The sequence below is a fragment of the Cupriavidus basilensis genome (assembly GCF_008801925.2).
In the GTDB taxonomy this organism is placed as follows: Bacteria; Pseudomonadota; Gammaproteobacteria; order Burkholderiales; family Burkholderiaceae; genus Cupriavidus; species Cupriavidus basilensis.
Genome location: NZ_CP062803.1, coordinates 1,217,222 through 1,239,322, shown reverse-complemented (window position 1 = coordinate 1,239,322; position 22,101 = coordinate 1,217,222). Strand labels below are relative to the sequence as shown.

The window sequence follows — 22,101 nt, the reverse complement described above, 5'->3', positions numbered from 1 at the left end:
GTAGCACTTGCATCACCCGCGATCCTCCGCCCTTGCGTCCTTGTCCCCACGGAATCGGTCATGGCCTCCGCCCTCCCCTGTCCGCGCCGCTCAAGGCTCGCGCCCGCCGCGCAACGTAGGGCAGCCGCATGGGCGCAGGTGGCGAGGGTGGCCCTGGCGGCGCTGGCTGCGGGCGCAGCGGCAGGCGTGGCCGCCCAGGCGCCGCCCGCCGCGCCTGGCGACGAGGTCCACAACCTGCGCGAGGTCACCGTGGTCGCGCCCGCGCCGCTGCCGTCGTTCTCCATCCCGCGCGAGGCGTTTGCCGGCAATGTGCAAACCGCGACGGACGCCGACATGGAGCGCGCCAAGTCCGGCAACCTGTCCTCGTTCCTGGGCGAGACCATGGACAGCGTGGTGATCAACGACGTACAGGGCAACCCGTTCCAGAAGGACATTCTCTATCGCGGCTACCGCCTGTCCTCCACCCTGGGCGCGGCGCAGGGCATCGCGCTCTACCTGGACGGGGTGCGCCAGAATGGCGCGCTGGGCGATGTGGTCGACTGGACGGCGATCCCCGAGGCTGCCATCAGCACCATCACGCTGGTGCCCGGCAGCAACCCGCTCTACGGCCTCAACGCGCTCGGCGGCGCGCTGGCGCTGACCACCAAGTCCGGCGAGACGCATCCCGGCGTGGAGGCCGACCTGAGCCTCGGCAGCCACGGCCGCGCGCGGCTCGACGTGAGCGGGGGAAAGCTGCTTGGCGATGGCTGGCACGCCTTCGTGGCGGGCACGGGCTTTCGCGAGGACGGCTGGCGCCAGCTGTCCGGCAGCAGCCTGGGCAACCTGTTCGCCAAGGTCGGCCGCTCGACCACCGATACGCAATGGAGCGTGAGCGTGGCGGGCAGCAGCAGCAGCCTGTCCGGCAATGGCCTGCTGCCAGACAGCATCTACGGCAGCCAGCGCAATGCCATCTACACCGCGCCCGACCTCACCCGCACGCGCTCGCTGCAGGTCACGCTCAACGGCACGCACCAGCTCAACGCCGAGGACCAGATCGCGCTGACGGCTTATGCTCGCCTGGGGCACGCAAAGGCCAGCACCGGGGATGTCAGCGACGACTACCTCGGCACCTTGCTTGGCTGCCAGGGCAATGCCGGCAACGCGGGTTGCGAGCCCGGCGCCGCGCCGGCCAGCGCGGTGTTCAACACCTCGACCGTCAACACGCATGACTACGGGCTGTCCGGGCAGTGGTCCCATACGGGCGACATCCACAGCGCAGTACTGGGCGCCGCCTTTGCGCTAAGCCGCGCATCGTATCGCCAGGACACGCAGCCCGCCAGCTTCAGCGACGATCGCGTGGCGGTGGCGGACCCCGGCGCCACGCCCGGCACCAACGCCTCGCTCGATGGACGCACCAGCACCGTCAGCCTGTATGCCTCCGATACCGTCAAGCTCTTGCCGCACAGCTACCTCACCGCGAGCGCGCGCTGGAACACCTCGAGCACGCACACGGTGCTGACCTTGCCGAATGCATCCGACGAACGCTTCACGTTCTCGAAGCTCAATCCTTCGCTTGGGCTCTCGCACCAGTTGCGCAGCGGCCTCACGGTCTTTGCCTCGGCCTCGCAAGGCACGCGCATGCCGACCGCCATCGAGCTGGGCTGCGCGGATCCGGCCAACGCCTGCCAGCTGCCCACCGGCCTGCAGGCGGATCCGTACCTGCGCCAGGTGGTAGCGCGCACGGTGGAGTTCGGCGGGCGCTGGAAGGCCGCTGATGCCACCGAGCTCACGCTCGCGCTGTACCGCAGCGACAACCGCGACGACATCCTGTTCCAGCGCTCGCCGGTCAGCCCGCTTGGCTACTTCACCAACTTCCCCAAGACCCGCAGCCAGGGGCTGGAACTTGGGCTGCGCCAGCGGCTGGGGCGGGTGATGCTGCGCGTCAGCTACAGCTACCTGCAAGCCACCTACCAGGCAGACGGCCAGATCCAGACGCCGTTCGCGGCGCCCGTCAATGTGCGCCCCGGCACGCGCATGGCGGGCGTGCCGCTGCACAGCTTCAAGCTCAGCGGTGACTGGCGTGCCACCGAGTCGGTCACGCTCGGCGGCGCCATGGTCGTATCGTCGTCGCGCCCGGTGGCCGGCAATGAGGACGGCGCGCTGAGCGCGCAGGATCCGCGCCTGGCGCGCACCGCCGGCTTCGTGCTGTTCAACCTGCGGGCGAGCTGGCAGGTCGATGCGCGCTGGCAGCTCTACGCGCGCATCGACAATGTGTTCGACCGCCGATATGAAACCTATGGGCAGGCGGGCCTCAACGTGTTTCCCGGCGGCACCCTGCTGCAGCCCGGCGCGGCCGTGCCGATCGAGCGCTTCGTCGCACCGGGCGCGCCGCGCCTTTTTCTGGTGGGCGTGCGCTATGAATGGGGCGGGCGCTAGCGGCGGCAGGCATGTGGGAAATCCTTGGCAGTTGCCGCGCCGTCGCCAAGAATGAAAGGCAGCCGGATGGGATCGGGCCGGGAACAACGGCAAGCAACGCAAAAAACGGGAGGCGTGCATGGCGACGAGACAGGGCAATGGCCAATCTGGCCGGATCATGCTGGCGCTATGCGCCGCGCTGGCCTGCGCCGCTTGCGCGCCAGGCGCGGCGCCGCGAGGCGCTCAGGCGGCCAAGGCCTATGTGTCGAGCGAGAGCGGCGGCATCGCGGTGATCGACCTCGACCGGCTCGACATCACAAGCACGCTCGACACCGGCGGCAAGGGCCCGCGCGGCATCGCCATCAGTACGGATGGACGATACCTGCTGGCCGCCAACAAGGGAACCGGCGACCTTACCGTCATCGACACACGCGATGGCCAACTGGCCAGGCGCATCCCGATCGGCAAGAACCCGGAATTCGTGCGCGTGTCCGGCGGGCAGGCTTTCGTCACCTATGAGCCCGGCGAGCCGGGCAAGGCTGGCGACGACGCACCGGTCCCGGCGCAGATCGCCGTGATCGACCTCAAGGACTGGCGCGTCACGCGCGCGATCCCTAGCGGCCTGGAGACCGAAGGCATCGAATTCTCGCCGGACGCGCGCCTGCTGCTGGTCACCAACGAGGGCGACGATACGGTGTCGGTCTACGAGCGCGCCAGCGGCCGCCGCCTCAACCTGATCAAGACACCGCCCGGGTCGCGGCCGCGCGGCATCAAGGTGAGCCCCGACGGACAGCGCTATATCGTCACGCTGGAGTCAGCCAGTGCGTTCCTGGTGCTCGATGCGGCCGACTACCACATCCTGCGCACGGTGCCGACGCGCAGCGGGCCCTACGGAGCCGCCTTCGACCGTGCCGGCAAACGCCTGTTCGTGGCCGCGTCGCGGGCGGACACCATCCAGGTATTCGATGCCGGCAGCTATGAGAACATCGCCAACATCGCCACCGGCAAACGCTGCTGGCACTTCAGCTTCACCCCCGACGACGCGCGGCTGCTGATCGCCTGCGGCCGCTCGAACGCCGTCTATGTGGTGGACGCGCGGACCTACCAGCCGCTGCGCGAAGTGGCCGGCGTGGCGCTGAGCTGGGGCATTGTCACCTACCCGAAGAGCCCCGGGACGCTCGATGCGCCTTGACAATACGATCCTTACGGTTTCGCGTTGTCGCGATAGCCTCTGGCCTCCTGGATCTCGGTCCTGGTGGCATCGGCATTGGCCGTCAGCAAGACCAGCCTTTTGAAGTAGTTGGCCGCCTTCGCATCGTCGTGCAGCATCTGCGCTGACTTTGCCGCGCCATACAGTCCTCGCAGCCGGTTCGGGGTGGACTTCAGGGAAGTCTCATATTCCTGCAATGCAGCGCCAGGCTGGTGCAGTCCCAGCAGCATATCGCCCAGGAGCTCGCGCATCGGATACAGACGGTTTTCCATGGCCACATCCTTCTCGCTCGCGTCTTCGAGCTTGGCCGCCTGCCGCATATGGCTCACGGCTTCCTCATTCCTGCCCATGTCCAGCTCGACCCAGGCGCTTGCAGCGAGGATTTGCGCGTCGCCCTGCTCGACCCAGTAGGCTTGCCTTGACTTCTCGAGGTTCGCGCGCAGTTCGCGCAGCTTCTCGATGTCGGCCTGCGCGGCTTGCGGATCGCCGCTGCGTGCGGCGCCAAGTGCCCGCGTGAAATACGTGATCGCCTCGGCCTGCGCATAGCTGCTGCCGCGCGGTTGCAGCGCCGCGGCCTCCTGCCATGCACCGCGCTCCAGCGCATAGCGCGCAGGGATGGCGGCAAGCGCCGTGTATAGCGCGGGCCGCTCAAAGGGGAACTTCCGTGCCGCCTCTGCCTGATCCCGCACGCTGGAAGCGCGCCGATCCATTCCCATCTGCAGGTACGCGTACTCCATGAAGTCCCACGAGTGCGGGGCGTTTGGATGTGTCGCCCCGGGCCAGGCTCTGGCGGCATCCCCAACCATGACAATCAGGGCGGCCTCGTTCGATTTGACGGACTCCGGCCACATCCCCAGCATCGAATAGGTATGCGAAGGCATGTGGAGCGCGTGGGGCGCGTCGGGAGCAATCGACGCATACTTCTCGGCGAAGGGCAGGCCGCGCTGCGCAAGCGCTGAACAGTCGTAGCTGTGAATCAGGTAGTGGGCAACCCCTGGATGGTCTGGTTGCGCGTGATAGATCCTCTCCAGAATGGCGCCTGCCTTAAGCTGCCTGGCGTAAGTTTTATCACTGTGCGATGCAGCCTCGTTCAGGGCGAGCGCGTAGAAAATGGCGGCCTCGGTATCTCGTGGATATTTGGCGGAGAGCTTCGCCATCGCTTGCTCGTACGCCAGCGTGCGCTGCTGCTGGCTGACCGTGCGGTAGTCCTTGTAGAACAGATCAATCGCGCGCAGCCAGTCGGCTTCCCGTTCCGTCTTCGGACCAAGCGCCAGGCCCCTTTGCGACGCTTCCAGCCCGTTTTTCAGGCTGGTCTCGTCAAAGGGTGTCAGCAATGGATTGGGACGTTGGCTCATCGCAATGCCCCAATAGGCAATGGCGCATTGTGGATCGTCCTCAAGTACGGATTTGAATGCCGAAACGGTATTTGGATAGTAAAAGGAGTGCAGCATTGCCAGCGCGTGCTCGAACTGCCGCTGGGCCGCCGGGTTGCACGAGGTCGGAAAATGAACCGTGCCGAATTTCTCGTTGCCCTGGGTAGCCTGGACTGCCTGCGCATTTGCAAAGGACGGCAGAGCCAGCACGGCCATCAGCGCGCCGAGGCGAGAAAACTGTCCGATTGCTTTCATCATTGGCGTCTCCTTGGGCCGGGCCAGGCGGTACTGCCTGTCATTTGCCGCCATCCGTGGTGGATGGCTCGCCGCCGCCGGCATGGCGGACCACAGCGCAGATCAGACGAGCGTAGGTCGAAGGTTTGCGAATTCTCGGGGGACACCTAATAGCGTAGCCGCCCTTTTGGTCCACGCAAGACAGAAAAGGCGCTCGGACCCGTCCCGATCGCGTTCCTCAGCAGCAGGCATGTCGGTGATCGTCAAGCGCCTCATTGCAAGTCTCCCATATTGCATATTGGCCGGACGTGGTGTCCCCCACCCTCTCCCTTGCCCGTACGACGAAAGGCCAATTGACGCCCCAGGAGATCGCTGCCAGAGTGAATCTGTCGGCAGCCGCGGCGCGCTGCCGCGCCTGGCTTGGGGGCAAGCATGATCCACCTTCGGCATATCGTCCGGCGCATCGTCAAACGACTGTGGCTGGGAACGTTGCCGTTGCTCGCCGCCGCCGGCTTGCCGGCCCATGCCGCGGATGGCGATACGCTGGCGCAGGCCAGGTCGCGCGGCACGCTGCGCTGCGGTGTCAGCGAGGGCATTGCGGGGTTTTCGGCGAAGGACGCGGCGGGCCGCTGGTCTGGCCTTGACGTCGATTTCTGTCGCGCCGTGGCGGCGGCGGCGCTGGGCAGGGCTGACAAGGTCACCTTCGTCGCGCTGAAGGCTTCAGCCAGGTTTCCGGCCCTGCGCACCGGCGTGGTGGACCTGATCAGCCGCAACACCACGTGGACCCTCGCGCGTGAGAGCACGCTGGGCGTGCAGTTTGCCGGCATCCTCTTTTATGATGGCCAGGCCTTCATGGTGCCGCAGCGAGGCGCGCCGAAGTCGATTGCCGCGCTTGACCGCGCCACCGTCTGCGTCGAGAAAGGGACATCGAGCGAAGAACATCTGGCCGCCTATTTCGCGGCGAAGCGGTTGAGCATGAGCCCGCTCGCCGTGGACTCCGCAACCGAAGTGGCCGACGCCTTCTTTGCGGGCCGCTGCCTCGCCTACACCGCGGATGCCTCGCATCTCGCAGCCGTGCGCCTGCGGGGCCGGGAGGGATCGCAAGCCTACGTCATCCTGCCGGAGCGGATCTCCAAGGAGCCGCTCGGACCGGTCGTGCGCAACGACGACCAGCAGTGGCTGACACTGGTCCGCTGGGTACTTTTCTCGCTCATTGCCGCCGAAGAGAACGGGATCACGCAATCCAACGTGCGCGAGCGCATGCGCGATCCGTTGCCTGGCGCCGCCCTCGAGCCCGGCGACGACGCCAGCAAGGCGCTTGGCGTAGACCCGGGCTGGGCCGTGCGCGCGGTGCAAAGCGTGGGCAACTACGGCGAGATGTTCGAGCGCAATCTTGGCGCGCAAAGCCCGCTCAAGCTGGAGCGCGGCCTCAACCGGCCGTGGACGCAGGGCGGACTGATGTACGCGCCGCCCATGCGGTAGGGACGATGGCGGGATCGGTGAGATAGGTGAGATAGGTGCAACGGGCCGCGGAGGTCGCCGCATGAGTGATCTGCAGATCTATATCGTCCTTGGCGTCTTCGGGGCCGTGATCCTGGTCATCGCCTTGAACCTGATGGACATGGCGGTGGCAGCCCTGATCGGCGTGTGCGTGCTGATCGCGCTGGGGATCCTCAACGAACAGGATCTGCTGAGCGCCACCCGCACCTCCGGCGGCCCCATCAGCTTGCTGTTTGGTGGCATGGTGGTGGCGCGCATCCTGTCCACCACGGGCCTGTTCGACCGCCTCGGCGACGTGTACCTGAGCGCCACGGGTGGCAGCGGCAAGCGTTTCCTGTTGTTGCTGATCGCCATGGTTGCGCCCTTGTGTGCCTTCTTGCCGAACGCGACCACGGTGATCCTGATCGCCCCCATCATCATCCGTGTGGCCATGGCCCTGGAGGTGGACTTTGTCGGGCCGATGGTGCTGACCGCCATCGTGAGCAATTCCGCCGGCCTGCTCACGCTGGTCGGCGACCCGGCGACCTTCCTCGTCGGCAGCGCGATCGGCATGACATTCGGCGAGTACCTGCGCCGCGTCAGCCTGGGCGGCGTGATCGCCCTGCTCGTCATCGTTCCGCTGTTGCCGCTGCTGATGCCGGACCTGTGGCGGATGCGGCGTGCCTTGCCGCAGCGCCGGCCACACAAACGGCTCGAGCGCCCCGTCTATGCGGGGCTCTCGCTCGCCGTCCTGCTGACGATGGTGGCGCTGTTCATTTTCGGCGAGCACCTGCCCACCCGGCTGGTGCCGCCCATGGTCGCGCTGATCGCCAGCGCCCTGGCGCTGCTGGTCGGGTACGAAGCCCGCTTCGAGCCAACCGACGACGTGCTGCGGGACGTCGACTGGAAGACGCTGTTGTTCCTGGGGTGCATCTTCTGCCTCGTGCAGGCGGTGACCAAGACCGGGCTGCTGCAGGTCATGGCGCTGAAGCTGTACGCGTTGTTCGGCACCCAGCTGACGCTCGTTGCCCTGGTGATGATTGCCGTCATCGGCCTGCTCTCCAGCCTGCTGGCTAACGTCCCGGTGGCGGCCGCGTCGATCCTGATGATCAAGGGCTACCTGGTGGCGGCGGAGGTCGTGCCCGATGCCGCGCTTGGCGCGCTGTTCACCCAGTGGCCCGCAGCCACGATACCGGTGTTCGTCGGCATGATGTTCGGCGCAACGCTCGGTGGCAACGCCACCCTCATCGGCGCATCAGCCAACATCGTGTCCGCCGGCATCTGCGCGCGCCACGGCAAGCCCGTTACGTTCGCCACGTTCATGCGCTTTGGACTGCCGGTCACCGTGGCCCAGCTCACCGCGTCGGCGATCTATGTCATCGTGCTTTCGCGTTGGATGCGCTGAGGGCTCACGCAGCCAGATAGTCATGGACAACCGTCCCCAGGCCCAGCGTCAGGTCGGTGAGGATATGCACGCCCGAAATCACCTCGAGCACCGGCAGCGCCGCGACCGGCGCGAGCGCGTGATGAAACAGCTCGAGCCCCGCCGGCCCCTCCCAGGCGCCTTTCACGGTGATGTCTTCGCAGAAGTAGCGCACCAGTTCGCAGATGCGCGCCGTCCCGTCCACGTGCGGAATGATCTTGAGCAGGAAGTTGGGCGCGCATAGCGATGCCAGGATCTTGTCGTGGGCAAGCGTCTTGTGCTTGTAGCCCATCGTCGCCACGGCGATCGGGACCGGACCGTAGCGCAGCACGCCGCCGATCGTGTCCTTCTCGATGCGTAGCTGCGGCGAGGCCAGCTTCTTGGGAAAGCCCCAGATTTCGCGGCCCGCCGCGATCGGCGAGCCATCGTCGAGAAACATGGCGTGCACGTAGCCGCCGTGCTCGCCCTTGAATCGCACCGGAATGACCTGGCCGCTTTCCGTGTAGTCGCCGAAGCCGGTTGAATCGGGCATGCGGATGAACTCGAACTTGACGATCGGCTCGGTCATCTCCAGCGGCGCGGGTATCACGGCTGCCAGTGCGTCGGGGTCGGTGCGGTAGGTGATGATCAGGAACTCGCGATTGACAAAGCGATAGGGGCCGCACGGGAATGCCGGACTCGTGAGCGGCATCGCGAACGCGTGCGCCTTTATGTCAGCTTCAGTCATGGCGTGGGCTCCTGTTTTTTTGCGCGTCAACGGATGTCAACGGATAGTCATGTCGTAAATGCCGATCCCGCTCGCCAGCGCCATCGCTTCCTGCCATTTCGGGCTGGCAACGGCGCGGCGTGCGTCTTCCAGGCCGCCATTCCACAGATCGGTCACGGTAGCCCGCGAGAACTCGTAGTCCTTGAAGTTGGCGGAATGCGTGTTGTGCCGGTTGATGAAGTGCAGCAGCGCCACGGCGCCGCGCGTGCTGACCGCGGTGAGCTGGCGCACATCCGGGTCGGACTTGAGCGCCGCCGGCAGCTTGGCGATGACGCGGTGCAGCGCGCCGCGAAGTTCTTCGATCTCCCGGATCCGGGTCGAGTTGAAACGCGTCTTGCTTGCATACTGGATGTCCTTGACCCGCTCCTGGGCCTCGCGCAGGTTCTGCGGCATCTCGCCCGCGCCGCTGAATACGTCGACCTGCAGGACCAGCGCATTCATCCGGTAGCCCTCGTCGACGACGTACCACAGCGGGGTGTTCGAGACGATCCCGCCATCCCAGTACAGCTCCCCGCCCACCTCCACCGGCGGGAATCCCGGCGGCAGCGCGCCGCTGGCCATCACGTGCTCCGGGCCGAGCCGCATCTGCGTGTTGTCGAAATACACCGAGTTCCCGGAGCGCACATTGACCGCGCCCAGCGAGAGCCGGACGTCCTTCCGGCTGATCAGGTCGAAGTCCACCAGCTGCTCAAGCGTGTCCCTGAGCGGGCGCGTATCGTAGAAGCTCAGCGCCTCGATGCTGCCGTCGGGCGACAGGAAGGGCGGCGGCACCCGTGGCGAGAAGAAGCCCGGCACGCCGAACGTGACTGCGGATGCCGCGCTGAAGGCATTCATCATCGGGCGCAGATGCTCCAGGTAGGCGGGCGGCATGAAAGGGGTATGCGCGGATATGCGGTCCCAGAACTCGCCCAGGCGTTCCACGCGGCGCTCTGGTGGATTGCCGGCGATCAGCGCAGCGTTGATCGCCCCGATGGATACCCCTGCAATCCAGTCCGGGGCAATGCCGGCGTCCGCGAGACCGGCGTAGATGCCGGCCTGGTAGGCGCCCAGTGCGCCCCCGCCCTGCAGGACGAGCACCGTATGGTCGAACTTCGCCCCGTGCGCCGCCGCATTGGAAGGTGTCGCTTTGCGTGGCTGCGCCATGATGGCTCCCTGGGGGATCTTTCCCGATCAGCATCGGGCCACATCGGATCCATTGCGTGAATCCGGAATGCGAACTTGCGGCTTGCAGCCGCGCGGCGGCGCTCAGCGCTGCCCGACGCCGCTCAACTAAAGGAATAGCCCGCGCACCGGCCACCGGCAATGGGACCTTGGTCCCATTTCCATCACGGGATCGCGCCGCCGGCGAGGCGACGCGCCGTGCGCGAATCCGCGCATGGTAAGTTCCACAATCGCGACTTATGTCTTTTACAAAGCAACGCCAGCGCCTACACTTTTTTTGCTCCATGCCACATGATCGTGGGGCCGCCTGCCCCGCCAGTGACGTTTCACCCACCTGGGCGCGGGGGCGCGAGGAAGCATTTAAGACGGGTCCGCTGATCAGCCCAGCGCAGGTATGCGATGGGGAGCAACGCGCTGCCATGGCGCAGTTGCCCAATGCCGGCGCATGCACGCTGAATGGCTCAATCGCTCGCCGGCTTGCCGACGGCGCCGGGTTCGCATGCGTGCGTGCGAACCACTGACAGGGAGCACGGCGCCATGACCATCATCCGCACTGCTGCCTTCCTGGAGGCAGCGTTCATCGCGCTGCTGTTGTTGCTGCTGCTGCTGCAATTCCGGCGCGCGCGGGCCAATGATGCAGCGTGGCGCTACCCGGCGGCGGACGCCCCCGCAGCACAGCCACACCCTGCCAGGGGGCCGAGATTTCGCCAGTCCTGGCGTCAGGGCTGGCGCCCCATTGGCGCACGCCTTGGCATGCTCTCCCCTGGCCTCGTCCAGCGCACCGCCATGCGCCCGGAGCCACGGGATGGGCCTCTGGCCCCCCGCGGCGATACCCCCGACGGAGTCCCCGGCTCCGCGCGGGCATTGCAGCATGATGAAAGCGTGCGCGGCATGCTGGCCTTGTTGCCGTTTGCCATTCTGTTGACGAATCCGCGCGGCCAGATCCTCTTGGCCAATGCTGGCGCGGAGAAGCTCTTCGGCTACCGCCAGGATGAACTGATCGGCGCATCTGCCGACGCGCTCATACCAGGATGGCAGGGCGACACCAGGGCCGTGCGCTTGTGCAGGCCGGCAGGCGGCACGCATGACCAGTTTGCGCGCCGCAAGGACGGCACCGAGTTCCCGGCGGAAATCACCGCTAAGGACGCTTCGTTCGACGGGGCGCCGCTCATGCTGACCGTCGTCATCGACCGGACCGAGCGCTACGAGCTACAGCGTAACCGGCAGGAGCTTGCCCATCTGACGCGTGTCTCCACGCTGGGCGAGCTGGCGAGCTCACTCGCGCACGAGTTGAATCAGCCGCTGACGGCGATCTTGAGCAACGCGCAGGCCGCTCAACGCTTCATGTCGACGCAGCCTGTCAACCTGGCCGAAGTGCGTGAGATCCTGCAGGATATCGTCGAGGACAACCACCGCGCGAGCGAAGTGATCCGCAGGATTCGCAGGCTGGTCAAGAAGGGCGACCTCGAAGCCGCGCCCCTCAGTCTTGAGCGCGTCATCGGCGACGTGGCGCTCCTGGTCCACAGCGACGCGATCGTACGCGGCATCCGCGTGGTCCAGCACACCGAACCCACGCTGCCCACCGCGCAGGGCGATAGCGTCCAGGTGCAGCAAGTCGTGCTGAATCTGCTGCTTAACGCCTTCCACGCAGTCGAGTCCCGCCCGGCGCGGGACCGCGTGGTCATGGTTGACGCCACGCGCGAAGGCGCCGGCATGGTGCGCGTGGCGGTGCGGGACCGTGGCCCCGGCCTGAGCGCGGACAACCTCGACCAGATCTTCAAGCCATTCTTCACCTCAAAGCGCGAAGGGCTTGGCCTCGGGCTGTCCATCAGCCGCTCCATCGTGGAAATGCACGGCGGACGCATATGGGCCGAGAACAATAGCGACCAAGGTGCCACTTTCTATTTCACGTTGCCGGTCGCAGCGAACACAGAGCCCGCACATTCGGGGGAACACCCATGAACAACCCCACACCAACCGTCTTCGTGGTGGATGATGACGACGCGGTACGCCAGGCGCTGATGCGCCTGATCCGCGGCGCCGGCTACCTTGTTGAGGGATTCGGCTGCGCGCGCGCGTTCCTCGACAGCGGCTCGCCTGCCGAGTGCAACGCCTGCCTGGTGCTCGACTTGCAACTCCCCGATCTGAACGGATTGGAATTGCAACGTGAGCTCAATGGAGCAGGCAGGCCGCTGCCGATCGTCTTCATTACCGGACATGGCGATATCCCCGCCAGCGTGCGCGCCATGAAAGCCGGCGCGACGGACTTCCTGGTCAAGCCGGTCAGTGAGAGCGATCTGCTGAACGCGATCGAAGCCGCATTGGGGCGGGCGTCGCAAGCACGCGCGAGCCGCATCGAGATCGAAGCGATCTACAGCCGCATAGACCGCCTCACACCGCGCGAGCGCGAAGTGCTCACGCTGGTCGTCGAAGGCCGCCTGAACAAGCAGATGGCTTGTGAACTGGGCACGGCGGAAAAGACCATCAAAGTCCACCGCGCCCGCGTGATGAGAAAGATGGAGGCTCACTCCCTGGCCGAACTGGTGCGCATCACCGACAAGGCCGGCATCGCTCATCCGCTCCTTCACCCCGGTCCGGGCGCACCCGCTGCCACGGCACCATGACCTGGCCTGGGCGTGCCTGAAGCCAGCCGCCGCGCTTCAGTTGCAGCCCTGATGGCGGGCTGTCCTGGCGCAGGTCTTTCCGCTCGGGCTCGTATAGACCCCCTTGCCATCCTTGGTCTTGGCCTCCCCGCCCTTGGTGGTCTGCGTCGTCGTCACGCCGTTCTGGTTTTTCTCCGACGTAAAGCCGTTACCCGTGTTCCGGTTGTACCCGGCGGCCGATTCTCCGTTGTTGCAAACCACAGCCCCGCGCGCGTTGGTGGTGCATTCGGCATACGCGTTCGCGCACAGCATGACGCATGCCAAACTGGCTAGGATCTTCATCACGACTCCTTGTTGTGGCCGGCACAAACACCTCACGCCGGCGCGTGCCCTGCTCAAGAGTAGGTCAGCATGGCGCCGAGCGCGGCGCCTTGTGCGCTACCGGCCAAGATGGGCAAACGCGTCGTGCATGGGTGCAAGCGACACGCTGACCAGCCCATAGAGTGGCGTGCTCATTTCCTCGATCAGGAAGATGGCCCCGGAAGTCGACAAGGCGCACATCATCAACGCGGCGACGATGGTCCCGTTGCGCTCGGCGAACAGCCCGAACGTGCCGAATACGATGGACAGCCACAGCACCAGCACGATCAGCAAGGAGATCGGGATCGAGGATTTTGTCTGCAGCAACGCGAGCCAGCGCGCCGCGAACACGCTCTCGACAATCTGCATGGCCTTCGCCTTCAGTTGAACGTGCTCGTCGTCGCGCGGCGCAAGCGACTCCAGCTTGCGCTGAAAGGCTTCCAGTTGGCTGACAGATTCGGCATTGCCGAGCTTTGCCATCTGCGCCTCGTCCCCGGAGTCGAGTATCTGGATCTTTTCGGCGTAGACACGCTTGAGCAAAACGCGAACCTGCTGCGCGTCCGGGCCATATTTGGCCAGTACCCGATCGAGCTGGATGACGCTGGCGGAATTCTGCACAAGCTCGCTGCTCACGGTGTCGAACGTGCCTTTGGCCGACGACACCAGCAACCCGAGCACCAACGCCGCCATCGTGGCGATCAGGCCCGTCGCCATCTTGACCACGCCGATGGACTGATCGCTGAGGTGGTGTTCAGGCAGCATGGCGCGCGCCCACATGCCAAGCAGTGAACTGCCGAAAACACAGGCGAACACGATCAAGGCGATGACGAGGTGGTTCATGTCTCACCCCCTGTTGCCGCGATACGGCGGCGCCAGCCTCCACCCCGGCCGCGCTGCGCCGTCACTGTGGACGTGCCGTGCCTGCCGCACGTATCGCGCCGGCAATGTCGCGGCTGACAGCCGCCAGCGCCCGGCTGTGCGCATCGACGAGCGCGTCATACCCCGCAGCGCCGGCGGGCTCCCGCACGTCGCTGCGCCCGCTCACCAGTGGCCCCTGCTTTGGCGGCCGTACGGACCACACTACCGAGATGACGGCCGCGTCGCCGGGGGCCGAGTCGAACGTCTGGACGTCGACCGACACCAGGTACGCCGTCCCCGGATCGGCCCACTGCGGATAGCTGGACACGAGCGCCCCCGGGAAGAACTGGGCCAGGTCCGCACTGAGCACGGCCGGGATCTGCCGCTTCAGCGGCTCTGCCCAGCGGGCGAACTCGTCGAGCCTGACCTGGGTCGCGCTAACGCGCAGCACCAGTTGCGGGCGGTCGACCATCTCCGGCACCGCCACCGGCCCGATCGCGATGGCCGCCGGCACATCGGCGTGGGTGCGTTCCTGCGCCCGCGCGGAGGTCAGCGTATAGAAAGTCGGCTGGGGCGAGCTCGCGCAGCCGCCAAGCACTGCCAACCCAAGCACCGCGGCCATCGAACGAATGGGGCGCATCACTTTTTCTCCTCCGTCTTGCCGCGAAGCAGCGCTTCAGGATGGCTCTCGAGGTAGTCCGCAAGCGCCCTGAGCGATGCCGCCGTGCGCGACAGCTCGCGCATCGTCTCCGCCGTGCTTTGCGTCAGCGTGGAGTCCGGCGCCAGCGCGTTGTTGGCCGAGTCGAGCGCCGCGCGCGCGGAGACCATGGCGGCGCGCGCCTCCGGCGCCACGTCGGTGTTGAGTGTCTTGAGCAACCCATCCGCTTGCTGCAGGGACTTGCGCAGATCATCGCCAATCCCCTCGAACGGCACCTTGTTGAGCTTGGCAACCAAGGCCGTCACCGAGTCTTGCAGCGATTGCAGGCCGCCCGGCACGGTCGGGAATTCGGGCGGCTTCGCGTCCCAGTCCACCTTGGCCTTGGGCGCCCCCGGGAAAAAATCCAGGGCGACGTAGAGCTGCCCGGTCAGCAGGTTGCCGGTTCTCAGCTGGCCGCGGAATCCGTGATCGAACAAGAACACGGCAAGCTCGTGCGGGTTGTCCGACAGTCTGCCTCCCTTCTTTCCCGTCTCGTAGCGCGAGGTAAAGCGCTCAGGATAAACGCGCACTTCGACCGGAATGTTGAACTCCTTCTTGGCCCGGTCGAAACGCGTATAGATCGCCGTGACCTCCCCGACCACGATGCCGCGAAAATCAACCGGCGCCCCGACTGTTAGCCCGCGCACGGATTCCTTGAAGATCAGCACGTAGGTATCGGCAATACGGTCATGGCGCCTCATCGCCTCCGCACGGTCGTGGAACAGATCGAACTCGGCGTTGGCCTGCGCCGGCGCGCCCCCCGGCGACTCCGGGGGCGATTGAAATGCGATGCCACCAATCAGGATGGCCACCATCGATTGCGTATTGACCTTCACGCCAGTCGTGTCCAGCGACACATCCACGCCGCTGGCATGCCAGAAGCGCGTATCGGCCCGCACATACTTGTCGTAGGGTGCATTGATGAAGACGCGCAGCGTGACCCCATTGCCATCCGCGTCGAGGGTGTATGCCGTAATCTGGCCGACCTGCAAGCGCCTGAAGAAGACGGGCGTTCCCACATCGAGCGAGCCCATGTCCTCGCTCTTGAGCACGAACTCCCGCCCGGGGACGTCCTTGGCGACGGCGGGAGGAGTCTCAAGGCCGACGAAGTCACGCCGCTCCTTGGCCTGCGTGCCGACATCCGTGCCTATGAACGAGCCGGACAGCAGCGTGCCGAGCCCGGATACGGTGCCGCCGGACACGCGCGGGCGCACCACCCAGAAGCGGGTGTCGTCGACCAGCAGGGAGGTGGCGTCCTTGGCCAGTTCGGCGCTGGCAATCACGCCGCGGTGGTCCTTGGACAGCACCACGCTCCTGACCACGCCGATGTCCACGTCCTTGTACTTGATCTTGGTCTTGCCGGCCTCGATCCCCTCGCCCGTCTTGAAGCTGATGGTGATGGTCGGGCCTTTTTGCAGGACCGCCTGCACCGCAAGCCAGCCGCCGATCAGCACCGCGATCAGCGGCACCAGCCAGACCAGTTGCAGGCGCCAGCGCGAGCGCGGCTTGACCACCGCTTCGGGAAAATCAGGCGAACCCGGCTCGTCGCGCCGTTCGGGCGGCTCAACCATGATCTTTCTCCGTGGCGTCCCAGATCAAGCGCGGATCGAACGACATCGCGGCGAACATCGTCAGCACAACGACCGCGCCGAACGCCACCGCGGCCGGGCCGGCCTTGATCGTCGCCAGCGCGCTGAACTGCACAAGTGCCACCAGGAGCGTGATGACGTAGATGTCCAGCATCGACCAGCGCCCCACCAGCTCCACCAGGCGATAGATGCGCGTCTTTTTCTCATGCAGCCACGGCGAGTGGAACTGGGCCGAGATGACGAGAAACAGCAGCGCGATGATCTTGAGCATCGGCACCGCGATGCTGGCAATGAACACGACGGCGGCCAACAGCTTGGCGTCCGAGGTCCAGAGATAGACCACGCCGCTCAGGATCGTGTCCTGCTGCGCGCCGAACAGCGAGCTGGTGTCCATGACGGGCAGCATATTGGCCGGGATATACAGGATCATCGCGGCAATCAGGAACGCCCAGGTGCGCGCGATGCTGGCTGGCTTGCGAAAGTGCAGGTGCGCACCACAGCGCGGGCAGCTGCCTTCGTGGGCATGCGGCGCGGGCCGGGACAGCATCCCGCAACCATGGCATACGAGCAGGCCCGCCCTGGCCGCCGTGGCGGCCGATGCCGTGGTCACGCCGGCCTGCGCGCCCACGGGCGACGCCGCTTCGATCCGGGCCCACAGGTCGCGCGGATCGAATGCGGCGGCGGCGCCGGCAAGCAGCAGCATCACGCCCCCGAACGCCCAAAGCGCGACGCCGGGCACCACGGTAGCGATATGCGAGAGCTTGACGAGTGCGACCAGCATGCCGAGGATCAGGACTTCTGTCATGCCCCACGGCGCCGCGATGTCCAGGACGCGAAACGCCTGGTCGGGCCAGCGCGGGAGCCTTTGCAGCCGCAGCGGCAGCAACAGGTACGCCATCGCCGCCATTCTCAGCAGCGGCATCATGAGCGTGGTGACGAACACCAGGCCGGCCAGTGGCCACATGCCGTCGCGATACAGTATCCGGACCGCGCCGAACAGCGTGCTCTGGACAAGGTCGCCGTTCACCGACAACCCCACCACCGGGTACGCATTCGCCACGCCAAACATGACCATGGCCGCAAACGTGAACGCCAGCGCGCGATCCAGGCTCTGCGGCCGGCTCCGGTAGAGCTCCGCGTCACAGCGCCGGCAGCGCGCTACGCCGCCAGCCGGCAGCGCCGCTTCGCGCTGCAGCAGGTCGCACTCGTGGCAGGCGATCAGGCGCGCGGTCGTCATGGCTGCGGCTGGGCGGATCTGGCGGCGGGCTCCCCTGGCGGCAAGGGCGCACCGCCATCGCCGTACGCTACCGCGGTCATGCGCTCGGCGTCGACCACCCAGCCGCCCCCCATCGCCTTGTAGAGCGCAACGCTGGAGGCGAACACCGTCCCCTGCGCCTGCGCATAGCTGAGCTGCGCGTTGAACAGGCTGCGCTCGGCATCCAGCACTTCGATGTAGCTGGTGTATCCACCCTCGTAGCGCAGCCGCGCGAGCCGCGCGTAGGTCCGCAGCGCTTCGACCTGGCGGCCCTGCACGACAAGCTTCTCGCGCGTCTTCTGCAGCGACACCAGCGCGTCCTCGACCTCCTGGAACGCGACCTGAATCGCCTTCTGGTAAGCGAACAGCGCCTGCTGCTGCTGCGCCTCGGCCTGCCTGACCTGCCCGCTGATGTTACCCGCGGTGAAGATCGGCACCGTCACTGCGCCGGCGTATGACCATAGCCGGGCCGGGCCGGTGAAGAGCGACGAGAACTGGCCGCTTGCCGTGCCGAACACGCCGGTCAGGGAGATCGACGGGAAGTAGAGCGCGCGCGCCGCGCCGATCAGCGCGTTGGCGGCGATCAGGTCCTGCTCGGCCTGGCGCAGGTCCGGGCGGCGCGTGAGCAATTCGGAGGGCAGGCCAGCCGGCACCATGGGCAAGGCCAGGTCGTCCAGTCCGCGGCCACGCAGGATCGGCTGGGGATTCTGCCCCAGCAGGATCGACAGCGCGTCCTCCTGTTGCGCGATCTGGAGCTCGATCTGCGGAATGGTCGCCAGCGAGGACTCGTACTCAGACTGGCTCTGCGCCAGCTCCATCTGCGACACCTCCCCGCCGCTATAGCGCAGCTGGAATACGTGTACCGAGTCTGCCCGGCTGGCCACGGTGGCCTTGGCGATTTCCATTTGCCGGTCTAGAGACAGCAGGTTCACATACGACGAAGCAACGGAAGCCACCAGCGTCAGGATGGTCGCGCGCCGGCCCTCCTCGCTCGCCAGCAAGCTTGCACGCGCGGATTCCGTCTGGCGGCGCACCTTGCCGAAGACATCAAGCTCCCACGATGCCGAGAGTGTCGCCTGGTACTGGTTGATGACCGGCCCGACCCCGGGCGGCAACAGCGCTGAGCCGACGGGCACGCGCTCACGCTGGGCGTTGGCGAGCGCGGAAACCTGCGGGAACAACTGCGAGCGGGTGCTCTGGAACTGCCCGAGGAACTGGTCCACGCGCGCCGCCGCGATCTTCACGTCCTTGTTCTCGGCCAGCGCGATCGTGATCAGGTCGTTGAGCACGGGATCCTGGAACTGTACCCACCACGTCGTATTGACGACATCCTTGGCCTGCGCGTCGGAAAAACGGAAGGCCGGCGGCGTGTCGACGGCGGGCCGCTGGTAGTTGGGTCCGAGCAGGCAGCCGCTGAGCGTCAGCAAGGCGATGAGCGAGAGCGCAGAAGTCCGCATGTCAGTCGCCCTCGTGCCTGGCGGACGGCGTAGCCGCCGGGGTCCCCGGTCCCACGCCGGTGGGGCCCGACGGCGGCGCGCCGGGCGCACCGCCCTGCGGGCCCGGGGTCTTCTTGCCCCCGCCGGAGCGCTCCGACATCGACTCGAGCGCGTAGTAGAACATCGGGATGAAGAACACCGCGATCGCCGTCGCGCCAAGCATGCCGCCAATGACGCCGGTGCCGATCGAGTGCCGGCTGTTGGCCGACGCGCCAAGCGCAATGGCCAGCGGCACGCAGCCGAGGATGAAGGCCAGCGAAGTCATCACGATCGGGCGCAGCCGCTCGGCCGCCGCCGTGACGGCGGAGTCGTAGACCGACGCACCCGCCTCGCGGTTGAGCACCGCGAACTCGAAGATCAGGATGGCGTTCTTGGCGGCCAGCGCGACCAGCATCGTCAGGCCGATCTGGAAGTAGACATCGTTCTCGAGGCCGCGCAGCAGGATGGCCAGCAATGCGCCAAACAGCGCGAACGGCACCGCCATCAGCACACCGACCGGCAAGCTCCACTTCTCGTATTGCGCGGCAAGGATCAGGAACACCATGATCAGGCCAAACACGAACACCAGCCCCGACGTACTGCCAGCCTGCCTGGCTTCGTAGGCTTCGCCGCTCCACCCCACGCCGTAGTCAGGCGGCATCACCTCGTCGGCCACCGATTCCAGCGTGGACAGGACCTGTCCGGAGCTGTAGCCCGGCGCGGCGTTAGCGGTAATCTTGACCGCCGGGAAGTTGTTGAAGCGCGTCACCAGGTCCGGACCGGTGACGAACTTGGTGCTCACCACGGCCTTGAGCGGGACCATGCTGTTGGTCCTGCTGCGCACGAAGATCTGGTCGAGGTCCCCGGGCTTGAGCCGGTACGAAGGCTCCGCTTGCAGGATGACCTGCCACAGCCGGCTCGAGCGGTTGAACTGCGACACGTACAGCGAGCCGAACATGGTCTGCATGGCGCTGTACACCTCCTCGATCGGCACGCCCAGGGTCTCCGCCTTGTCGCGGTCCACGCTGACCAGCAATTGCTGGGACGCCGCATTGAAGGTCGAGGTCACGCGAGCAAGCTCGGGCCGCAGCTTGGCCTTGGCCATGAAGTCGTTCACCACGCCCGCGAGTTGGGGAATGCTGGCATCTCCCTTGCTCTGGATCCACATCTCGGTGCCGCCAGTCGTGCCGAGCCCCGGGATCGACGGCGGATTGACCGGCAGGATGATCCCCTCCTTGACCTGGGACAGGTTCTCGTACGCACCGATCAGCACGGCACGGGCGTTCTGCGTCTTGATATTGGCGAATTTATAGCGCTCGTCGAAGCTCTTGAAGCCGATAAAGAACGCCCCGGCGTTGTTCTTGTTCTGGCTATCGAGCAAGCTGAAGCCGTCGACTACCGTGACGCTGCTCACCGCCGGCTGCTTCATGAAGTAGTCGGTCACATGCTGGGAAACCGCGCCGGTGCGATCCAGGCTGGCCGCGTCCGGCATGATCACCGCGCCGAGCAGGTAACCCTGGTCCTCCGGCGGCAGGAACGAGGTCGGGATCGAGCGCATCATGAACACCGCAAGCACGATCATGCCGGCGAACAGCAGCAGCGCCACCACGAAGCGCTTGATGATCAGCTTCACCATGCGCGTATAGCCAGCGGTCATCCGCGCGAACGCATTTTCGAACCACTTGAAGAAGCCTTTCTTTTCGTGGTGCCCGGGCTTGAGCAACAATGCCGCCAGCGCTGGCGACAGGGTCAGCGCGACCAGCCCGGAGAACACCACCGAGATGGCAATGGTGATGGCGAACTGCTTGTACAGTTGCCCGGTGATGCCGCCAAGGAAGGCGACCGGCACGAACACCGCGCACATGACCAGCACGATCGCCACCACCGGCCCCGAGACCTCGTCCATGGCCCGTTTGGCGGCATCCTTCGGGCTCAGCTTGTGGACGTTCATGTTTCGCTCGACGTTCTCGATCACGACAATGGCATCGTCCACCACGATGCCGATGGCCAGCACCATGCCGAACAGCGTCAGCATGTTGATCGAGAATCCGAGCAAGAGCATGCCCATGAACGTGCCGACGATCGACACCGGCACCGCCAGCACCGGGATCAACGTGGCACGCAGGCTCTGCAGGAAGACAAAGACCACGATCACGACCAGCACGAGGGCTTCGAAGAACGTGTGGATGACGTCCGAGATCGACGCGCGCGTGAACTCGGTCGTGTCCATCGCGATGCTGTATTCAAGGCCTTCGGGAAACGATTTCTTCATCTCCGCCAGCGTCTTGCGCACCTGGTTCGACACGTCGAGCGCATTGGCGCCCGGCTGCTGGTAGACGGCGATGACCGTTGCCGGCTTGCCCTGGAACTTGCTGCGGATCGAGTAGTCCTTGCGGCCGAGTTCGGCACGGCCGATGTCCTTGAGGCGCACGATCGCCGCCTCACCGTTTGCCGCGCGCAGGATGATGTTCTCGAACTCGGCCGGATCGCTCAGGCGGCCGGTGGTGGTGACGGCAAAGGATTGCTCGACCGCCGCGCCGGTTGGCGACTGGCCGATGCTGCCGACCGCGAACTGCTGGTTCTGGTTGGCGACGGCCTTCTGCACGTCGGAGGCCGTGATGCCGAGCTGCGCCATGCGGTCAGGCTTGAGCCAGATGCGCATGGCGTAGTCCGGGTTGCCGAAGATGCTGGACTGGTTCGCGCCGGGCACGCGCTTGAGCGCATCGAGCACGTAGATATTGGCGTAGTTGGCGATGTAGGTCGAGTCGTAGCGATCGTTGGGCGAATAGATGGCGATGACCATCATGAACGCCGATGATTTCTTCTGCACCTGGATGCCCTGCGCCTGCACCGACGACGGCAGTTGCGGCAGCGCCAGGTTCACGCGGTTCTGCACATCGACCTGCGCAAGCTCCGGGTTGGTGCCGATCTGGAAGAAGACATTGAGCGTGAAGTTGCCGGTCGATGAACTCGATGAGTTCATATAGATCATGTTGTCCGCGCCATTGACCTGCTGCTCGATCGGCGCGGCGACATTGTTGGCGACCACGTCGCCGGTGGCGCCCGGGTATGTCGCCGAAATCGTGATCTGCGGTGGCGTGATGTCCGGATACTGCGCGATGGGCAGGCTTAGCATGGCCAGCGCGCCGCCAAGCGTGATCACGATCGAGATGACCGACGCGAAGATCGGCCGTTCAATGCAGAAGTGGGAGATATTCATGTGG

16 protein-coding genes are annotated in these 22,101 nt (G+C 65.9%); 6 read left to right on the top strand and 10 right to left on the bottom strand.

Annotation, left to right across the window (positions count from 1 at the left end; genetic code table 11):
* Window positions 1-60 precede the first annotated feature (60 nt).
* Window positions 61-2,415 (top strand): TonB-dependent receptor, encoded by a 2,355-nt coding sequence (locus F7R26_RS05570; RefSeq protein ID WP_150983710.1) that lies wholly within the window; start codon window positions 61-63, stop codon window positions 2,413-2,415.
* Between the two features lie 118 nt (window positions 2,416-2,533).
* On the top strand, window positions 2,534-3,586 hold the full coding sequence (locus tag F7R26_RS05565; protein ID WP_241754435.1) for a beta-propeller fold lactonase family protein: 1,053 nt from the start codon (window positions 2,534-2,536) through the stop codon (window positions 3,584-3,586).
* 11 nt (window positions 3,587-3,597) lie between these two features.
* Here the strand turns inward: F7R26_RS05565 and F7R26_RS05560 are convergent, their stop codons facing one another.
* Window positions 3,598-5,235: a tetratricopeptide repeat protein gene (locus F7R26_RS05560; RefSeq protein WP_241754434.1), complete on the bottom strand. Its 1,638-nt coding sequence runs from the start codon at window positions 5,233-5,235 to the stop codon at window positions 3,598-3,600.
* Between the two features lie 408 nt (window positions 5,236-5,643).
* Between F7R26_RS05560 and F7R26_RS05555 the strand changes: the two genes are divergently transcribed.
* Window positions 5,644-6,693 (top strand): amino acid ABC transporter substrate-binding protein, encoded by a 1,050-nt coding sequence (locus F7R26_RS05555; RefSeq protein ID WP_150983709.1) that lies wholly within the window; start codon window positions 5,644-5,646, stop codon window positions 6,691-6,693.
* A 61-nt stretch (window positions 6,694-6,754) separates the two neighbouring features.
* Window positions 6,755-8,095, top strand: coding sequence for an ArsB/NhaD family transporter (locus F7R26_RS05550; RefSeq protein ID WP_150983708.1), 1,341 nt, complete (start codon window positions 6,755-6,757; stop codon window positions 8,093-8,095).
* 4 nt (window positions 8,096-8,099) lie between these two features.
* Here F7R26_RS05550 and F7R26_RS05545 read toward each other — a convergent pair whose 3' ends face one another.
* Both F7R26_RS05545 and F7R26_RS05540 read right to left on the bottom strand, forming a co-directional pair.
* Window positions 8,100-8,840 (bottom strand): acetoacetate decarboxylase, encoded by a 741-nt coding sequence (locus tag F7R26_RS05545; RefSeq protein ID WP_150983707.1) that lies wholly within the window; start codon window positions 8,838-8,840, stop codon window positions 8,100-8,102.
* 36 nt (window positions 8,841-8,876) lie between these two features.
* Complete coding sequence (locus tag F7R26_RS05540) at window positions 8,877-10,022, bottom strand: patatin-like phospholipase family protein (protein WP_150983706.1); 1,146 nt, start codon at window positions 10,020-10,022, stop codon at window positions 8,877-8,879.
* A 555-nt stretch (window positions 10,023-10,577) separates the two neighbouring features.
* Here F7R26_RS05540 and F7R26_RS05535 point away from each other — a divergent pair.
* Both F7R26_RS05535 and F7R26_RS05530 read left to right on the top strand, forming a co-directional pair.
* Complete coding sequence (locus tag F7R26_RS05535) at window positions 10,578-12,002, top strand: two-component system sensor histidine kinase NtrB (protein WP_241754433.1); 1,425 nt, start codon at window positions 10,578-10,580, stop codon at window positions 12,000-12,002.
* Window positions 11,999-12,664 (top strand): response regulator transcription factor, encoded by a 666-nt coding sequence (locus tag F7R26_RS05530; protein WP_150983705.1) that lies wholly within the window; start codon window positions 11,999-12,001, stop codon window positions 12,662-12,664. Before F7R26_RS05535 ends, F7R26_RS05530 begins: the two co-directional genes overlap by 4 nt.
* Before the next feature lie 36 nt (window positions 12,665-12,700).
* On the opposite strand, the gene F7R26_RS05525 is transcribed toward F7R26_RS05530, so the two are convergent.
* From F7R26_RS05525 to F7R26_RS05495, 7 genes are all read right to left on the bottom strand, one after another.
* On the bottom strand, window positions 12,701-12,985 hold the full coding sequence (locus tag F7R26_RS05525; protein WP_150983704.1) for a hypothetical protein: 285 nt from the start codon (window positions 12,983-12,985) through the stop codon (window positions 12,701-12,703).
* Window positions 12,986-13,081: 96 nt separating this feature from the next.
* Window positions 13,082-13,843, bottom strand: coding sequence for a bestrophin-like domain (locus F7R26_RS05520; protein ID WP_150983703.1), 762 nt, complete (start codon window positions 13,841-13,843; stop codon window positions 13,082-13,084).
* A 61-nt stretch (window positions 13,844-13,904) separates the two neighbouring features.
* Complete coding sequence (locus F7R26_RS05515; RefSeq protein ID WP_150983702.1) at window positions 13,905-14,501, bottom strand: PqiC family protein; 597 nt, start codon at window positions 14,499-14,501, stop codon at window positions 13,905-13,907.
* Window positions 14,501-16,129: a PqiB family protein gene (locus F7R26_RS05510; protein WP_150983701.1), complete on the bottom strand. Its 1,629-nt coding sequence runs from the start codon at window positions 16,127-16,129 to the stop codon at window positions 14,501-14,503. The genes F7R26_RS05515 and F7R26_RS05510 overlap by 1 nt, the downstream gene beginning before the upstream one ends.
* Window positions 16,122-17,384 carry a paraquat-inducible protein A gene (locus F7R26_RS05505; RefSeq protein WP_150983700.1) on the bottom strand — a complete coding sequence of 421 codons (1,263 nt, stop codon included), beginning with the start codon at window positions 17,382-17,384 and terminating at the stop codon, window positions 16,122-16,124. Before F7R26_RS05505 ends, F7R26_RS05510 begins: the two co-directional genes overlap by 8 nt.
* Window positions 17,381-18,859 carry an efflux transporter outer membrane subunit gene (locus F7R26_RS05500; protein WP_150983699.1) on the bottom strand — a complete coding sequence of 493 codons (1,479 nt, stop codon included), beginning with the start codon at window positions 18,857-18,859 and terminating at the stop codon, window positions 17,381-17,383. The genes F7R26_RS05505 and F7R26_RS05500 overlap by 4 nt, the downstream gene beginning before the upstream one ends.
* 1 nt (window position 18,860) lies before the next feature.
* Window positions 18,861-22,097 (bottom strand): efflux RND transporter permease subunit, encoded by a 3,237-nt coding sequence (locus F7R26_RS05495; protein ID WP_150983698.1) that lies wholly within the window; start codon window positions 22,095-22,097, stop codon window positions 18,861-18,863.
* Window positions 22,098-22,101 lie beyond the last annotated feature (4 nt).

Excerpts from the sequence above, each read along its gene's own strand:
- F7R26_RS05545 (WP_150983707.1), bottom strand. The coding sequence starts at position 8,840 with ATGACTGAAGCTGACATAAAGGCGCACGCGTTCGCGATGCCGCTCACG.
- F7R26_RS05525 (WP_150983704.1), bottom strand. The coding sequence starts at position 12,985 with ATGAAGATCCTAGCCAGTTTGGCATGCGTCATGCTGTGCGCGAACGCG.
- F7R26_RS05570 (WP_150983710.1), top strand. The coding sequence starts at position 61 with ATGGCCTCCGCCCTCCCCTGTCCGCGCCGCTCAAGGCTCGCGCCCGCC.
- F7R26_RS05495 (WP_150983698.1), bottom strand. The coding sequence starts at position 22,097 with ATGAATATCTCCCACTTCTGCATTGAACGGCCGATCTTCGCGTCGGTC.
- F7R26_RS05535 (WP_241754433.1), top strand. The coding sequence starts at position 10,578 with ATGACCATCATCCGCACTGCTGCCTTCCTGGAGGCAGCGTTCATCGCG.
- F7R26_RS05510 (WP_150983701.1), bottom strand. The coding sequence starts at position 16,129 with ATGGTTGAGCCGCCCGAACGGCGCGACGAGCCGGGTTCGCCTGATTTT.
- F7R26_RS05565 (WP_241754435.1), top strand. The coding sequence starts at position 2,534 with ATGGCGACGAGACAGGGCAATGGCCAATCTGGCCGGATCATGCTGGCG.
- F7R26_RS05560 (WP_241754434.1), bottom strand. The coding sequence starts at position 5,235 with ATGATGAAAGCAATCGGACAGTTTTCTCGCCTCGGCGCGCTGATGGCC.
- F7R26_RS05530 (WP_150983705.1), top strand. The coding sequence starts at position 11,999 with ATGAACAACCCCACACCAACCGTCTTCGTGGTGGATGATGACGACGCG.
- F7R26_RS05520 (WP_150983703.1), bottom strand. The coding sequence starts at position 13,843 with ATGAACCACCTCGTCATCGCCTTGATCGTGTTCGCCTGTGTTTTCGGC.
- F7R26_RS05540 (WP_150983706.1), bottom strand. The coding sequence starts at position 10,022 with ATGGCGCAGCCACGCAAAGCGACACCTTCCAATGCGGCGGCGCACGGG.
- F7R26_RS05550 (WP_150983708.1), top strand. The coding sequence starts at position 6,755 with ATGAGTGATCTGCAGATCTATATCGTCCTTGGCGTCTTCGGGGCCGTG.
- F7R26_RS05515 (WP_150983702.1), bottom strand. The coding sequence starts at position 14,501 with ATGCGCCCCATTCGTTCGATGGCCGCGGTGCTTGGGTTGGCAGTGCTT.
- F7R26_RS05505 (WP_150983700.1), bottom strand. The coding sequence starts at position 17,384 with ATGACGACCGCGCGCCTGATCGCCTGCCACGAGTGCGACCTGCTGCAG.
- F7R26_RS05500 (WP_150983699.1), bottom strand. The coding sequence starts at position 18,859 with ATGCGGACTTCTGCGCTCTCGCTCATCGCCTTGCTGACGCTCAGCGGC.
- F7R26_RS05555 (WP_150983709.1), top strand. The coding sequence starts at position 5,644 with ATGATCCACCTTCGGCATATCGTCCGGCGCATCGTCAAACGACTGTGG.